The following is a 14,446-nucleotide window of genomic DNA, read 5'->3' as shown; positions in this document are numbered from 1 at the left end:
GACGAGCCCGACTGAACGAGCTTAGACCGAGCGCGGATCCAGCCCCTTGCCGCAGTTGACCTGCACCAGCTTGCGGTCATGCAGCCGCAGTGCCGTCAGCATGCCGCCCCACACGCAGCCCGTGTCCAGGCATACGACATCCTTGCGCAGCAGGAGTCCCAGCGTGGACCAGTGGCCAAACACCACCGTGACGTCGCGCGTCTTGCGGTCGGGCACGTCGTACCAGGGGATCAATCCCGCCGGCCAGGCGCCCGGCGCCACCTTGGTATCGAACTCCATATGGCCCTTGGGCGTGCACAGGCGCATGCGCGTCAGTGCGTTGATGATGACCCGCAGGCGCTTGCCGCCATGCATGTCGTCGGTCCACGTCACCGGTTGATTGCCGTACATCTTCTGCAAGGCGCGCTGCCAATTGGGCCCGCGCAGCACGTCCTCGACCTCCGCGGCCAGCGCCATGGTCTTGTGGACGTCCCATTTCGCCAGGGTGCCGGCATGGACCAGCAGGTGCCGCTGCTCGAAGTGCGCCAGCGGACGGCGGCGCAGCCAATCGATCAACTCGGCGGCGTCGGGCGCATCCAGGATTTCCTGGATGGTGTCCGACTTGGTGGGACGGCGCACGCCCGCGGCGGCGGCCAACAGGTGCAGGTCGTGATTGCCCAGCACGGCCACGGCGCGGTCTTCCAGCGCCATGACGCGGCGTAGCGTGGCCAGCGAATGCGGTCCGCGATTGACCAGGTCACCCGCGAACCAGAAACGCGAATCGGGTTCACCGACCAGTTCGGGATGCGCCAGGAGCCTTTCCAAGGGCTCGCAGCATCCCTGCAGGTCGCCGATCATCCAGATACTTGCCGTCATACCGGGGAGCGGCGCCAAGGCCAGCGTTGGTCCATCACGCGCGAGACGGTGTGGCGGTATTCCATCAACGTCAGCGCACCCAGGGCGATCAAGAGCGCCGCCAGATTCGGCACGATGGCGGTGACCCAGGGCGGCCAGTGGCTGAGCATGCCGACGTTCAGCGACAGCTGGTTCACCATGAAAAACGCCACGCCCAGCAGGATGCCGATGAAGACCTTGGCGCCCACGCCGCCGCGGCGGGTCTGCATGAAGGCCACCGGGGCGGCAATGGTCATCATGATCAGCAGCGTGAACGGATAGACGCCCTTGCGCCAGACGGCGACGATCTGCCGGTCGGCCTGCAACTGGTTGTGGCGCAGGTAGTCGATGTAGTCCAGCAGGGTGACCAGCGACATGCGTTCCGGCGTCAGCACCCGCGCCAGCAGGCGGCCGGGCGTCAACGTGGTGGTCAGTTCGCGCTGCGGGATTTTGATGACCTGGATCACCGGCTCGGTGGGGGGCTTGGCATTGTCCAGGGCCTGCACCGCCTCATGCGAAATGCGGTTTTCCACCACGTTGTACAGGATCAGCTTGCCGTCCGTGAAGCGCCCGGTGTCCGCCTTGGACAGGGCGATCAGTTCGAGGTCCTTGCGGAATTCGTACAGGATGACGCCTTCGACTTCGCCGTCCGCCTTGAGCTTGGCGATGTTCAGCGTGCGCGAGCCGCCATCCTTGGTCGGCTCCTTGAACCAATAGCCGCTTTCCAGTCGATTGCCGCCCGCGCTGCCGCGATACAGCAGATTGGCTTCACTGCTTTTGATTTCCGCGATCGGGGTGACCCATTCCGACAGTACCGTCGCGCCGATCATGATGGGTATCGTCACCACCCACAGCATGCCCAGCAGCTTCAGGCCGCTGACGCCCGATACGCGCAGGATGACGAGTTCGTTGCGCTGCGCCAGGCCGGCCAGCGCCAGAATGGAGCCGATCAGCAGGCCGATGGGCAGCAGGTCGTACAGGCGCGTGGGCATGGCCAGCGCCTGCAGGTAGAACAGCGCGAAGATGGTGAACTTGCTGCCGACATTGTCCAGGTCATCCACCAGCGCGAAGAACGTGAACAAGCCGAGCAGGGCCAGCAGCACCACGGTGCAAGAGCGGTAGATTTCTTTGGCCAGGTATCGGCGGGCGGTTCGCATGGATGACGACGGTGGCGAGCTAGGGTTTGCCGCGGATATTGCCGCGGCCTTGCCATGCCGGCATGGCAAGGCCGGCCGGCGAAACGAAGTAGCTTAACAAAAATATGGCGCGTGTCCGGCCTGTGCCGGGCGGATGGCCTGGGTTAAGGGATGTCCACCTGTTGCATGCGTCGTTGCAGGATGGCGATGCGCCGTCCCAGGTACGGCGTGATTCCACGCTTGTCGTAAAAGCGGGGATTGGGCAGCATCGCCGCCAGACGCGCGGATCGCGCCGCGGTCAACCGGGCGGCGCTGGTGCCGTAATAATGTTCGGCCGCCGCCTGGGCGCCGAACACGCCCGTGCCCCATTCGGCGATATTCAGATAAATCTCAAGGATCCGCCGTTTGGGCATGACCCATTCGATCATATAAGCCAGGATCAGTTCCTGCCCTTTGCGCAGATAGGTACGCGATCCGGAAAGGAAAAGATTCTTCGCGACCTGCTGCGTAATGGTGGATCCGCCGCGCATGCGGCTGCGGCCCAGTTCGGCCTGCTCCTGGTTGTATTCCCATGCCTTGCGCATGGCATCCCATTCAACGCCGTCGTGATCGGTGAAGTTGGAATCCTCGGAGGCGACCACCGCCCGCTTCAGGGTGTTGTTGATCTGGTCGTAATCGACCCATTCGAAGCGCAGGCGCGCCTTGGGGTCGCTTTCCCGCAGGCGCGCCATCTCCTCGCGCATCACCGAACTGCTGCCCGGATTGCGATGGGAATACCAGACCACCATGCAGAACAGCCACAGCTGGTACAGGATGGCCAGGCAAAGCAGCAGCATGATTCCGGCCGTAATGACGCGGAACCAGGAGATCCTGCCGGTCGACCCTCGGCGCGCCGCCATCCGGCTCATTCGGCCCGTCACCGCGGCGCGGCCGCGGCCAGCTCCTGCCGCAGCGCGGCCAGAACCGGCTGGGCATCGGGCCGCACGCCATGCCAGATGAAGAAGCTTTCCGCGGCCTGGCCGACCAGCATGCCCAGGCCATCGGCGGTCGCCGCGGCGCCGTCCGCGCGCGCCTGCAGCATGAAGGGCGTGGGCTGGGCGCCGTACATCATGTCGTAGGCCAGGGCGCCATCGGCATACAGGCCGGATGGCAGCGCGGGCGGCGCATCGCCCAGGCTGCTGGAGGTCGCGTTGATGACGACATCCCAGGGACCGCCCTTATGGGCCTCGTCCAGGCCGCCCGCGCTGACGGCGGGCGAAGCCGCGCCCGTCGCGCGCAGCCATTCCGTGGCCAAGGCGTGGGCTTTTTCGGCCGTGCGGTTGACGATGTGGATGCGCGCGCAGCCGGCTTCGGCCAGCGGCTGAAGCACGCCGCGGGCGGCGCCGCCCGCGCCCGCCATCAATATCCGCGCGCCATTCAATTCCACGCCCAGGCGGCGCAGGTCCGCCACCAGGCCCACGCCGTCGGTATTGCAGCCATGCAGCGCGCCGTCACGCTGCCACAAGGTGTTGACGGCGCCGGCCAGGCGCGCGCGATCGCTCAGGCGCGGCGCTGCCAGCGCCCAGGCTTCCTGCTTGAACGGCACCGTCACGTTCAGGCCGCGCCCGCCGGCGGCGAAGAATTCGCGCACCGCAGCTTCGAAACCATCCAGGGGCGCCGGCAGCAGGCCGTATTCGACGGGGATGCCGGTCTGCTCCGCGAACATGGCGTGGATGCGCGGCGATCGGCTATGGGCGACCGGATTGCCGATGACGGCGTAGCGGCCCGGCGCCGCGCCAGCGGCAAAGGGGGTGGAAGGCATCGTCATGGCGCCCGGGTCTCCAGCGTGTCGTTGACGAAATTCCAGGTGCGCGTGATCGCCAGGACGTCGGTATCGCGCGCGATGTCCGGCGGAAACGGCGCGAAAGGCGCCGCCAGCTGGACGATGCGGCGGGCGGCCTGGTTCAGCACCGGGTATTGCGACGGGGTATCGATTTCGACGTCGGCCACGCTGCCGTCCGCCCGCACGTAGACGGTCATGCGCAAAGTGCCATAGAGCTTGCCGCGCGCCTCCTCGGGGTAGTTCTGGGTACCGACGGCTTCGATGCGGCTGCGCCAGGCATCCAGGTACTGCGCGTAGCGGGAAGCCTCGGCGGACGGCGCCACGAAGGTGCGGCGCGGGCGCTTGTTGTAGGCCTGCACCCTGGCCGCCAGGGCCGCCACCTGGGCGTTCTGCAGCACGCTATCCTGGTCCTGGTCTTCGCGCCCTGGCGTACTGGCGTCCGGTACCGGTTCGCCGGACTGATGCGGCGGGCTGACCTGGGTGCTGGCCTGCAGCTGGGACAGCAGGCGCTGCTGGGTTTCCTCCAGGGATGCCTGGCGCTTGCGCATGGCTTCCAGCACGACGGCGCTGGGCGCGTCGCCCGACTGCGGCAGGGGCGACTGGGCCATGCCTTTTTCCGCATCGCCGCCGCCTTCCACATTGGCCTGCGCGCGGGCTTCCGCCTTGACCGGCGCGGTGTCGGTCTTGGCGTTCACCAGAATGATCTCCAGCGACTGCGCGGGCGGCCGCGGCGTGCGGGGCGGCGCGAAGCGCACCGCCAGGATGGCGCCGTGGACGATCAGCGAGATCGCCAGGGCCAGCCACAGGTGGTGCTGCGCGCGCGCGCCCATCCAATGGGCCGCCCGGATAAAAGAGGAGTCGTGATCGTCTTGCACCCGCGCATTTTAGTCGCGTTGCATGGCCGCGCCGCCATGCCGCGCGTCGTCCTATGCCTGTCGCGGAAAAATCCACAGCCGGGACGGCGGCAGCGCCAGCCGATGCGCGCCCGGCGCCCGGTTTTCCTGGCCGTAGGCGCGCAGCGCCATGGAGCTGACCGATTCCTCGCCGGGCGGGCGGAAGACGTACTCCCAGCGGTCGCCCAGGTACATGCTGGTCATCAGCCGCATGTCGACGTGGTTGCCCTGGGCTTCGTCGCCCAGCCGCACGCTTTCCACGCGGATAACGCCCACGGCCTCCTGGCCCGCCTGGACGCCCGCGCCGGCCCGGCCCCACAGGGCCCAGCCCTGGCCTTCCAGCCTGGCTTCGCCGTCGCGCACCTCGGTCACCTTGCCGTTCAAGCGGTTGTTGGTGCCCATGAACTCCGCGGCGAACAGGGTGGCCGGCGATCCGTACATTTCCTCCGGCGTGCCCTGCTGCTCGATGCGCCCGTTGTTCAGCAGCAGGATGCGGTCGGAGATCGCCATCGCCTCGCTCTGGTCGTGCGTCACCATCAGCGCCGACAGGCCCAGCCGCACGATCAGCTCGCGCAGGAAGGCGCGCGCTTCCTCGCGCAATTTGGCGTCCAGATTGGATAGCGGCTCGTCCAGAAGAATGACCGGGGGGTTGTAGACCAGCGCCCGGCCGATGGCCACGCGCTGCTGCTGGCCGCCCGACAATTGATGCGGATGGCGCTGCGCCAGATGTCCCAGGCCCAGCTGGTCCAGGACTTCCTGCACGCGCTGGCGGGTTTCCGCGGCGGGCGTGCGGCGCAATTGCAGCGGATAGGCGACGTTGTCGAACACGGTTTTATGCGGCCACAGCGCATAGGACTGGAACACCAGGCCCAGATTGCGTTCTTCCGCCGGCACTTCGCGCCGGGCCGCGCCATCGTAGACGAGGCGTTCGCCGATGGCGATCTTGCCGCGCTTGGGCGCTTCCAGCCCGGCGACGGCGCGCAGCAGCGTCGTCTTGCCGCTGCCTGACGGGCCCAGCAGCGAGACCACTTCGCCCTGCTTCAGGGCCATCGATACGCCTTTCAGGACCGGATTGTCGCCGTAGTCCAGATGTAGGTCGTCAACGGATAGTTCAATCATGAAGTTTCACTCCGAATCGCAGCGCGATGCCCAGGCCGACGACGACCAGCGCGATATTAATGAAGGACAGCGCCGCCACGATGTCGATGGCGCCCGCCGCCCACAGCGAGACGAGCATGGAACCGATGGTTTCCGTGCCGGGCGACAGCAGATAGACGCCGGTGGAATATTCGCGCTCGAAGATCAGGAACATCAGCAGCCAGGAGCCGATGAGCCCGTAGCGCGCCAGCGGTACGGTGACATGGCGCGTCACCTGGCCGCGGCGGGCGCCGGCGCTGCGCGCCGCCTCTTCGAGTTCCGGCCCCACCTGCAGCAGCGTGGACGAGATCAGGCGCAGGCCGTAGGCCATCCACACAACGGTATAGGCCAGCCATACACTGAAGATCGTGCTGCGGATGGAGCGCAGCCATTCCACGAAGTTTTCGCGCAGCCAGTCGGCATAAGGCAGGAAATGCAGCAGCCCGCCTTCATCCAGGGCGTTGTCCAGCCATAGCGGCACGAATAGGAAAACCCACAGGAAAGCCAGGCCGGCCAGCAATCCGGGCACGGCGCGCGGAACCAGCACGCTGTAGTCCAGGAAGCGCGTCACGTGATCCTGCTTGCGATGCATGGCCAGGCCGATGAAGGTGTAGCAGACCACCGCGAGCGCGCCGCCGAAGACGCCGATCGCCACTGAGTTGACGATGGCGCGCAGCAGATTGGGCTGGCCCCACACCGAACGGAAGGCGTCCAGCGACAGCACGTCCAGCAGCGACACGCCCATGCCCCAGTTCGACACGAAGGCGCGCAGCACCACGCCGGTCAGCGGCACGAAGATCGTGACGATCAGCCACAGCCATACCACCGCGCCGGCAATGCCGCGCCATTTGCCCAGCGGCAGCGGCCGCGCGCGCGAGGCCTTGCCTTTCACCGTGACGAAGCGGTTGGCCGTGCGCATCAGCCGCCGCTGCAACGCCACCAGCGGGATGGTGATGCAGATCAGCACCACGGCCACCGCCGCCATCAGGTGATACGACGGGATGCCCAGTTTGTTGGTCAGTTTGTAAAGGTAGGTGGCCAGCACCAGGTTGCCTTCCGGATCGCCCAGCACCAGCACCAGGCCGAAGACTTCCAGGCCCAGGAAGAACAGCAGCACCGATGCGTACAGCAGCGCCGGCCGCACCATGGGCAGGCTGACCGACATCATCACGCGCAGGGGCGATGCGCCCGTCACGCGCGCGGCCTCTTCCACGTCCGAGCCCATGCTGCGCAGCGCGGACGAAATGTACAGGTAGGCGTGCGGCACGTGCGTCAGCCCGGCGATGATGACGATGCTGGTCATGGAATAGACGTTCCACGGCACGAAGCCCAGCAGTTCCCTGGTCCATATGGAAAAGAAGCCCACCGGCCCGGCCGCCACCACGTAGCCGAAACCCAGCACCATCGGCGATACGAACACCGGCACCAGGATCAGGGGCTGGATCCAGTTGCGTCCCGGCAGGTCGGTGCGTACCAGCAGGAAGGCCAGCATGCCGCCCAGCGGCACGGCAATGATGAACAGCCCGAAGGCCAGTATCAGGCCGCTGACCAGGGCTTTGTAGAAGTCGGGATCGTCGAAGATAAAACGGAAGGCATCCAGTCCGACTTCTTTCGATGGCGAGAAGAAGGGCGCGGACAGAAAACTCTGGTACACGATCAGCGACAGCGGCACATAAATGGCCAGGGCGGTGATCAATACCACTACGCCGCGCGGCAATGATTGCCATCTGGAGCGCAAGGTCTGCATGGTGATGTCCTGGGTTGCGAACGCGGTGCGCCGGACGACGGCGCGATACTCCACGGTACGGCCGTGGCGGGGCGGCGGCGCTTATGGCCCCGCCGCCCCACCCGGCGCGCGCTTCACTTCGGCACGCGCGCCGACCGTTCCTTCGTACGCGGCCTTACTTGCCGGCCGCCTTGCGCCAATCGTTGATGAATTCCAGGCGCTTCTTCTGCTGCAGGTAGTCCAGCAGCGTTTCATTCACCGGGATCGGCTTGAGCGACTTGCCCAGTTTCTTGGTCAGGCCGTCGACGTCGTTGTCGCCCGGAATGTCGTCACGGATCGAGGCCATGTCGGCCTTGTTGGCGACCAGGTCCTGGCCCTTCTGCGACAGCAGGTAATCCAGCCACAGCTTGGCGGCATTGCGATGCTTGGACTTCTTGCTGATGAAGGCCACGCGCGACAGCACCAGCGTGTAGTCGCTGGGGTAGACGATGCCGATCGATTCATCCTTGCGGGCGCGCGCTTCCGCGTAGGAGCCCAGGATGTTGTAGCCGATCAGGTTTTCGCCGGACGACACGCGCTCCATCATCGTGCCAGTGGACGACTGCACCACCAGCCCACCCTTGGCGGTATCGCGCAGGGTGTCGAAGTAGTGCGGATCGTTCATCTTGTCCTGCACCGCCAGCATGAAGCCGACGGCGGATTTTTCGATGTCGTAGGTGGTGACCTTGTTCTTGAACTTGTCGGTTTGCGTGGCGACCAGCTTGGCCAGGTCGCCGTGCGTCTTGGGCACGTCGCCTTGCGGGACCAGGCGCTTGTTGTAGATGAAGACCGCGGGTTCGTAGGTCGTGCCGTAGGCGGTGTCCTTCCACACGGCCCAGGAGGGCAGCTTGCCTTCTTCCGGCGACTTGTACTGCAGGGCGTAGTCCTTGGCCAGCTGCAACGCCGAATCCATCGACGAGCTCCACACCACATCGCCGCTGGTGCCGCCCGAAGCCTGTTCGCTGATGTAGCGGTTGTAGAGCTCCGTGCTGTTCATGTCGTTGTATTCGACCTTGACGCCGGGGTAGGCGGCTTCGAAGCCCTTGATGATGGGATCGGCCGTCTTGGTGTCCGTGGTCGAATAGATCACCACCGTGCCTTCTTTCTTGGCACCGTCGATGATCTTCTGGTAATCCGAGGGATACCCCGCTGGGGTCTGCGCCAGCGCGGACGCGGCGGTCAAGGAAAAAGCGGCGGCGCAGGCCACCGTCAGGCGTGACGGGACTAGCATGGTTGTCTTCTCCATTTTGGAATAGTCGAACTGGACGGCGCCAGTGTGCCGGCATCTTAGTGGCCGCATGCTGTCGCCGTCCTGTCATGGCGCGGCGGGGCCGACGCCCATGTTGATGCGGCGTTGAAAGATTGCGCCGGGCCATGGGGGCATGGCCGCCGTGCGGCCGGGCGGCGCTCAGGGCGGCGCCGGCCTGCCCAGGGCGGGCGTGTCGGTCACCAGCCGCGTCCAGTTCTGCACGAAGCGCGCGTTGCGCTGGCGGTCCAGGCCCACCAGCAGCGCGGGGCCGAGAACCACCGGCTGCACGATGCCTTGCGAGCGCGCCAGCGCCGCCTCGCCGCCGCGGCCGGCGCCGCCGTCATCCACCATGGGCCCCAAGCCGCTTACGTTGGAGATTTCGTTCTGTCCCGCCGGGGACAGCAGCCAATCGATGAAGGCGCGCCCCAGCGCGGGCTGCGGCGCCTGGCGGGCGATCATCGCCGAGCGGGGCAGCACCAGCACGTAGTCCTGCGGAAAAATGACGCCGATGCGGCGTCCCGCCGCCTGGCGCGCCAACGCATAGGAGCCGAGCACGTTGTAGCCGAGGTCCAGTTCGTCGTTTTCGATGGCGTTCAGGATCTCGGCCGTGGTGGCGCTGAGCCGCGCGCCGACCTGGCCCAATGCGTTCGTCAGGCCCCAGAAATTGGACGACACCTGCTCGTCTTCCTCGGCCAGCAATTGGCCCACGCTGCTGCGGCTGATGTCGTAAGTGCCGACCCGGCCGTGCAACTGCGCGCGGTCGGTTTCCAGCAGTCGCAGCAGTTCCTGCCGCGAACGCGGGACCGTGCCCTCGTTGAAGCGGCGCGGGTTGTATACGATGACCGCCGGCTCGAAAGCGAAGCCGAACACTTCGTCGCGCCAGACCGCCCAGGGCGGCAGGCGCTCGGCGCCGGGGGCGTCGTAGCGCATGGCATAGCCGTCGTTGGCCAGGCGGATCTGCAGGTCGGCGGCCGAGCTGATCAGTATGTCGGCATCGCGCAGCCGGCCGGCCACGGTGGCCTCGTACAGTTCCCGGCTGCCCATTTCCCGATATTCGACCGTGACGTCCGGCTGGCTTGCCTGGAAGGCGACGATGACCGGCGCGGCGGCGGGCGTGTCCGTGGTGCCGGCGATGACCAGCAGGCGCCCCGGCGGCTGCGGAGCGGGAAAGCGCGTGACCGTCAACGGCGCCGACGCTCCGCGCGCGGTCGTTGCATGACTCGCCGTGCCTCGCGCTGCGCCTCCCGCCGTACCTGCTGTCGTGTCCCCCGCCAGGTCCCCGGCCGTGCCTGCTGCCGCACGGCCGGCTGCATCGCCGACCTCGCCTCCCGCCGCGCCCTCCGACGCCGCGGCTTGCGCCCGCGCCGGTTGCGGCGTCATCGAGGCCAGGCCGGCCATCACGGCGACCGCGGCCAGCAGCGAGCGTGGGTACGCCGGCCGCGCGCGCGGCAGCACGACGCGCGCCGACAGGCCGCCCCCGACGCGATCCTGCAGCCACAAGGCGCCGCCGTGCGCTTCGGCCACGGTCTTGGCAATGGACAGGCCCAATCCGGATCCCGGCGTGCCCGTACCGCTGCGGCCGCGCGTAAAGCGTTGTTGCACCGCGTCCTTCTCATCATCGGCGATGCCCGGCCCGCAGTCGTTGACCGTCAGCGCCACCCGGTAGCCCGCGACAGGCGTGGCCTGGATTTCCACCGCGCCATCCGGCGCATAGCGCAAGGCGTTGTCGACCAGATTGCGCAGCATTTCCCGCAACGCCACCCGATCGCCGACGACCCGCGCGCGCCGCACCTCGGGCGCGATGGAAATCCGCAGGCGTTGCGCGTCCAGCGGCCCGATGCGGCGCCGCGTTTCGTTCACCGTTTCCGCGATCCCCACGGATTCGTGCCCCCGCATGCTCAGTCGGTGCGTAATGGTCGCGTCCATCAGCAGCTGATTGATCAACTGGCTGGCGTGCGTGGCATTCTGGTGGATACGCGCGACGCGAGCGCGCAAGCGGTCGGGATCGGTTTCATCCATCGCCACTTCGGCCTGCGCGCGCAGGGAGGCCAGCGGCGTGCGCACCTGGTGCGCCGCATCGGCCACCAGGTTGTTCAGCGACGACATGATGCCGCTCAGCCGCCGCATGAAGCCGTTCAGGGCTTCGGCCAGGCCTTTGACCTCGCGCGGCACGGGCGTCTCCAGCGGCGTCAGGTCGTCGGGCGCGCGGGCGCGCAGCGAGCGTTCGATCAGGGCCAGCGGTGCGAAGGCGCGCTGGATGCCGAACCACAGCAGCGCCAACGCCACCGGCACGACGACCAGCAGGGGCAGGGCGCTGCGATTCAGGATTTCAGCCGCCAACGCATCTCGCGAGTCGCGGGTTTCAGCCACGCGGATGGTCACCCAGCCGGCGTGCCGCCCGGCGGAAATCAGCCGTCCCACCGTTGCGATGCGTATGGATTCGTCGTGGTAGATGCCGTCGGAGAACACGGGCGACGCGGACCGCGCCAAGGGCAATCCCGGCGCCAGATCGTCGTAGCCGGTGATGGGCCGGCCGCTGGCATTACGCACGCTGTAGAACACGCGATCATTGCCCGACAGCATGGCCAGCGACGAAAAAGGCGGTTCGGCGGTAACGTCGTTTTCGTCGATCTGCACCGATCCCGCGATGGTCAGGGCCGATGCCGCCAGCAGGCGATCGAAAGCGCGGTCGGCCGCGCTGTGGGCGTAGTCGCGCAGAAACAGGCTCACGGCGATGGAAGCGCCGAGCAGCAGCAGGCAGCCCATGGCGAACACCCGGCCGCGTATGGAGGACGCCGCTCCCAGCGGCATCCCGGCCTGCGCGGTTGCGCCCGTTTCCATGCGCGCTACGAAGCGTCGTGGATGCGCGCCTGGTAGCCCACGCCGCGCACCGTAACAATATCGACCGTCGCTCCCGCGATCTTGCGCCGCAGCCGCGACACCAGCAACTCCAGCGCGTTGGGCAGCACGTCTTCCAGATCGAACAGCTGGCTCATCAGCCTATCCTTGCCCACGGTGCTGCCCATGCGGTCCAGCAGGATTTCCAGCAGGCGGAATTCGCGCCGTCCCAGCGTTACGGGCACGCCGCCGATATGCGCTGTGCGCCCGGCCACATCCAATGTCAGGTTGCCATGCACCGCCACGCTGGTGGTACGGCCGGCGGGCCGGCGCAGCAGCGCGCGCAGACGGGCTTCCAGCTCGCGCAGGTCGAAGGGTTTGACCAGATAGTCGTCGGCGCCCAGGTCCAGCATATCGATTTTGTCTTCGATTTCCGCGCGCGCGGTCACCACCAGCACCGGGGCTTCGATGCCCGTCGCGCGCAGTTCACGAATGACGTCGAAGCCGCTCTTGCCTGGCAGCATGATATCCAGGACCAGGGCGTCCCATTCTTCGTGGCGGCTCCATTGCAGCGCGGTCTCGCCGTCCTGCACCCATTGCACGCTATGGCCCGACGCGCGCAGCTTGCTTTCGATCGCGTCGCCCAGGTCGGCATTGTCTTCGATCAGCAGTATCCGCATGCTTGTTCCTCCCGCATCGGGCCGGTGTCGCGGCATGGCCGCCGCGCGTTATTCGGTCTCGGTTTCGCCTTCCGTGGCCGGCGCCGCCGGCGCCGCCGATCCCGCTGCCGTCTCGCTGGCGAGTTCGCCGACGAAGCGGCATTCCACTTCCAGGGTCAGTTCATCGCGACTCAGCAGATCGATTTCCACCTGGGTGCCGCGCGCCAGGCTGGGCAGGCCGCCCACCCGCGTCACCAGGGGCGCGTTGTTCAGCCGCACCAGATCGTCGCGAAGCACGCTCGCCGTGGTCCGCGTGATGCCCTGCTGCGCCAGCCAGCGCAGGCACCAATAGCGTTCCATGGTGTTCTGGAACTCGCCCCAGGCCGCGTACTGCGCGTCGAAGGCGCCGATGATGGCGAAAAGATCGGCGTCGCGCGGTTTGAAGGGCGCCACCAGGCGCGCCGACACGCCGTTGTCGACCGCCGCGATCAACTGCCATTGGTTCACCAGGTCGACGTAGCGGCGCAGCGGCGATGTGCTCCAGGCGTACTGCGGCACGCCGATCGCCTCGTGCGGCAAGGGCTGGGTACTCATGCGCACCCGGCCGGCCTGCTGCGAGCGATAGATGCCCGGCACGCCATGCTGCGCCAGCAGGCCGCCCCACAGATTGTTGGCCAGGATCATGTATTCGGCCACCATGCGATCCAGCGGGGCGTTGCGCTTGCGCGGCACCAGGCGCACGGGCGTATCGGGATCGTCCGGGTCGCCGTCGACGTAATAGCTGTATTCGACGCGGCTGTTGTTCTCCGGCTTGCCGCGCACCTCGTCGCGCCTGGCGGACAGCGCCTGGGCCAGTCGCCACAGCGGGCGCAGCCATTCGCCGTAGGGCAGGGCGGCCTCGGGGTCGGCCAGCGCGGCTTCCGTGACGGCCTCGTCCAGCAGGTTGTGGCGCAGGTTTTCCTTCACGACGATACGTTCGACCCGGCTTTCGGACGCCAGGATTTCACCCGTCGAGGGATTCGCCGTCACGTACAGCGACAGGGCCGGCACCTCACGCCCGGCGTCCAGCGAAAACGCCTGGATAACGGTATCCGGCTGCATGGGGATTTTGTCGCCCGGCATATAAACCGTGGACAGGCGCGCGCGCGCCAGTTTGTCCAGTTCGCTGCCGCGCGTCACGGCCAGCCCGGGGGCGGCGACGTGGATGCCGACGCGCACCATCCCGTCCGGCAGCATCGACACCGACAGCGCGTCGTCGATTTCGGTGGTCGTCACGTCGTCGACGGAATAGATTTCGGCATCCGCCAGCGGCAGCTCGCGGTCCGGCATCGGGACAGCGACCTCTGGAAAGCCCGTGCCGCGCGGGAAATACTGTGCCAGGAAGCGGCGCTTGTGCAGCGCCAGCGCGTGGGGAAAGGCCCCCAGGTCCAGCAGCAGCCGGTCGGGGCTTTTCTGCAGCCGCGAGCAGGCGCTTTCCAGCGCTTTCCACTGCATGGTGTTCTTGTCCGGCCGCACCACCAGCGCCTCGGCCATGGCGCCGATTTCCTCCGGCAGCTTGCCCGCCACCATATCGTCCACCCATTGCTGCTGCTGGGCCGCCTGTTTCTGCTTTTTATCGATGGCAGCGAGCGCCGCCGCCAGGATGTCCGGCGGCGCGGGACGATAGCGGCCCTTGCCGCGGCGATGGAAGTAGGCCGGCGCGCCATGCAGGCGCAGCAGCAGCGCCGCCTGTTCCGTGGGCGTGGGCGCGTGGCCGTAGTAGTCCGCGGCCAGCGCGGGCGAGTCGAATTCCTCCTGCGGGGCGCATTCCCACAGGAACTGCAGGTCGATGTCCTCGGCGGCCGCTTCGGCCTGGCGCAGCAATTCCGCCGGTTCCGGCGCGGAAAAGGTGAATATCGCGTTGGCTCGCTTGATCTTGCTGCGCTTGCCCGATTCGGATTCCACCTGCAGGCTGGCGTCCGCTTCGGAAAGGATATGTCCGGCCTTGAACTGGCCGTCGTCTTCGTAAAACACGTGCATGGCGAGGTCCATCTGGGGCGCGGGGCGCTGCTGCGCCGTCCGCGCACGATACTTC

At 67.1% G+C, this 14,446-nt stretch carries 11 protein-coding genes; all 11 read right to left on the bottom strand.

Annotated elements, in window-relative coordinates; genetic code table 11:
- Positions 1 to 21: 21 nt before the first annotated feature.
- Positions 22 to 855: a symmetrical bis(5'-nucleosyl)-tetraphosphatase gene (locus ACNA0R_RS14520; RefSeq protein ID WP_415826716.1), complete on the bottom strand. Its 834-nt coding sequence runs from the start codon at positions 853 to 855 to the stop codon at positions 22 to 24.
- On the bottom strand, positions 852 to 2,030 hold the full coding sequence (lptG, locus tag ACNA0R_RS14515; RefSeq protein ID WP_415826715.1) for an LPS export ABC transporter permease LptG: 1,179 nt from the start codon (positions 2,028 to 2,030) through the stop codon (positions 852 to 854). Before lptG ends, ACNA0R_RS14520 begins: the two co-directional genes overlap by 4 nt.
- Before the next feature lie 143 nt (positions 2,031 to 2,173).
- A complete protein-coding gene (gene mtgA / locus ACNA0R_RS14510) occupies positions 2,174 to 2,908 on the bottom strand; it encodes a monofunctional biosynthetic peptidoglycan transglycosylase (RefSeq protein WP_415826713.1) in 735 nt (244 codons plus the stop codon).
- A 17-nt stretch (positions 2,909 to 2,925) separates the two neighbouring features.
- A complete protein-coding gene (gene aroE / locus ACNA0R_RS14505) occupies positions 2,926 to 3,816 on the bottom strand; it encodes a shikimate dehydrogenase (RefSeq protein WP_415826712.1) in 891 nt (296 codons plus the stop codon).
- The gene (locus ACNA0R_RS14500; RefSeq protein ID WP_415826762.1) at positions 3,813 to 4,661 is read right to left on the bottom strand and encodes an energy transducer TonB; all 849 of its coding nucleotides are present in this window, start codon (positions 4,659 to 4,661) and stop codon (positions 3,813 to 3,815) included. The genes aroE and ACNA0R_RS14500 overlap by 4 nt, the downstream gene beginning before the upstream one ends.
- Before the next feature lie 96 nt (positions 4,662 to 4,757).
- Positions 4,758 to 5,843 carry an ABC transporter ATP-binding protein gene (locus tag ACNA0R_RS14495; protein WP_415826710.1) on the bottom strand — a complete coding sequence of 362 codons (1,086 nt, stop codon included), beginning with the start codon at positions 5,841 to 5,843 and terminating at the stop codon, positions 4,758 to 4,760.
- On the bottom strand, positions 5,836 to 7,608 hold the full coding sequence (locus ACNA0R_RS14490; protein WP_415826709.1) for an ABC transporter permease: 1,773 nt from the start codon (positions 7,606 to 7,608) through the stop codon (positions 5,836 to 5,838). Before ACNA0R_RS14490 ends, ACNA0R_RS14495 begins: the two co-directional genes overlap by 8 nt.
- Before the next feature lie 154 nt (positions 7,609 to 7,762).
- On the bottom strand, positions 7,763 to 8,857 hold the full coding sequence (locus tag ACNA0R_RS14485) for an ABC transporter substrate-binding protein (RefSeq protein WP_415826708.1): 1,095 nt from the start codon (positions 8,855 to 8,857) through the stop codon (positions 7,763 to 7,765).
- A 177-nt stretch (positions 8,858 to 9,034) separates the two neighbouring features.
- Entirely contained in the window at positions 9,035 to 11,716 is a 2,682-nt protein-coding gene (locus tag ACNA0R_RS14480; protein WP_415826707.1) for a sensor histidine kinase, read from the bottom strand.
- 5 nt (positions 11,717 to 11,721) lie between these two features.
- A complete protein-coding gene (locus ACNA0R_RS14475) occupies positions 11,722 to 12,393 on the bottom strand; it encodes a response regulator transcription factor (protein ID WP_415826706.1) in 672 nt (223 codons plus the stop codon).
- Positions 12,394 to 12,441: 48 nt separating this feature from the next.
- Complete coding sequence (locus tag ACNA0R_RS14470) at positions 12,442 to 14,391, bottom strand: ribonuclease catalytic domain-containing protein (RefSeq protein ID WP_415826705.1); 1,950 nt, start codon at positions 14,389 to 14,391, stop codon at positions 12,442 to 12,444.
- Positions 14,392 to 14,446: the final 55 nt, after the last annotated feature.

It is taken from the genome of Bordetella sputigena (assembly GCF_965137885.1).
In the GTDB taxonomy this organism is placed as follows: domain Bacteria; phylum Pseudomonadota; class Gammaproteobacteria; order Burkholderiales; family Burkholderiaceae_B; genus Bordetella_C; species Bordetella_C sputigena.
This window is presented reverse-complemented; position numbering and strand designations above follow the sequence as displayed.

What these genes read in the sequence shown, in the direction of transcription:
- ACNA0R_RS14520 (WP_415826716.1), bottom strand. Translation starts at nt 855, where the DNA reads ATGACGGCAAGTATCTGGATGATCGGCGACCTGCAGGGATGCTGCGAG.
- lptG (WP_415826715.1), bottom strand. Translation starts at nt 2,030, where the DNA reads ATGCGAACCGCCCGCCGATACCTGGCCAAAGAAATCTACCGCTCTTGC.
- mtgA (WP_415826713.1), bottom strand. Translation starts at nt 2,908, where the DNA reads ATGGCGGCGCGCCGAGGGTCGACCGGCAGGATCTCCTGGTTCCGCGTC.
- aroE (WP_415826712.1), bottom strand. Translation starts at nt 3,816, where the DNA reads ATGACGATGCCTTCCACCCCCTTTGCCGCTGGCGCGGCGCCGGGCCGC.
- ACNA0R_RS14500 (WP_415826762.1), bottom strand. Translation starts at nt 4,661, where the DNA reads ATGGGCGCGCGCGCGCAGCACCACCTGTGGCTGGCCCTGGCGATCTCG.
- ACNA0R_RS14495 (WP_415826710.1), bottom strand. Translation starts at nt 5,843, where the DNA reads ATGATTGAACTATCCGTTGACGACCTACATCTGGACTACGGCGACAAT.
- ACNA0R_RS14490 (WP_415826709.1), bottom strand. Translation starts at nt 7,608, where the DNA reads ATGCAGACCTTGCGCTCCAGATGGCAATCATTGCCGCGCGGCGTAGTG.
- ACNA0R_RS14485 (WP_415826708.1), bottom strand. Translation starts at nt 8,857, where the DNA reads ATGCTAGTCCCGTCACGCCTGACGGTGGCCTGCGCCGCCGCTTTTTCC.
- ACNA0R_RS14480 (WP_415826707.1), bottom strand. Translation starts at nt 11,716, where the DNA reads ATGGAAACGGGCGCAACCGCGCAGGCCGGGATGCCGCTGGGAGCGGCG.
- ACNA0R_RS14475 (WP_415826706.1), bottom strand. Translation starts at nt 12,393, where the DNA reads ATGCGGATACTGCTGATCGAAGACAATGCCGACCTGGGCGACGCGATC.
- ACNA0R_RS14470 (WP_415826705.1), bottom strand. Translation starts at nt 14,391, where the DNA reads ATGCACGTGTTTTACGAAGACGACGGCCAGTTCAAGGCCGGACATATC.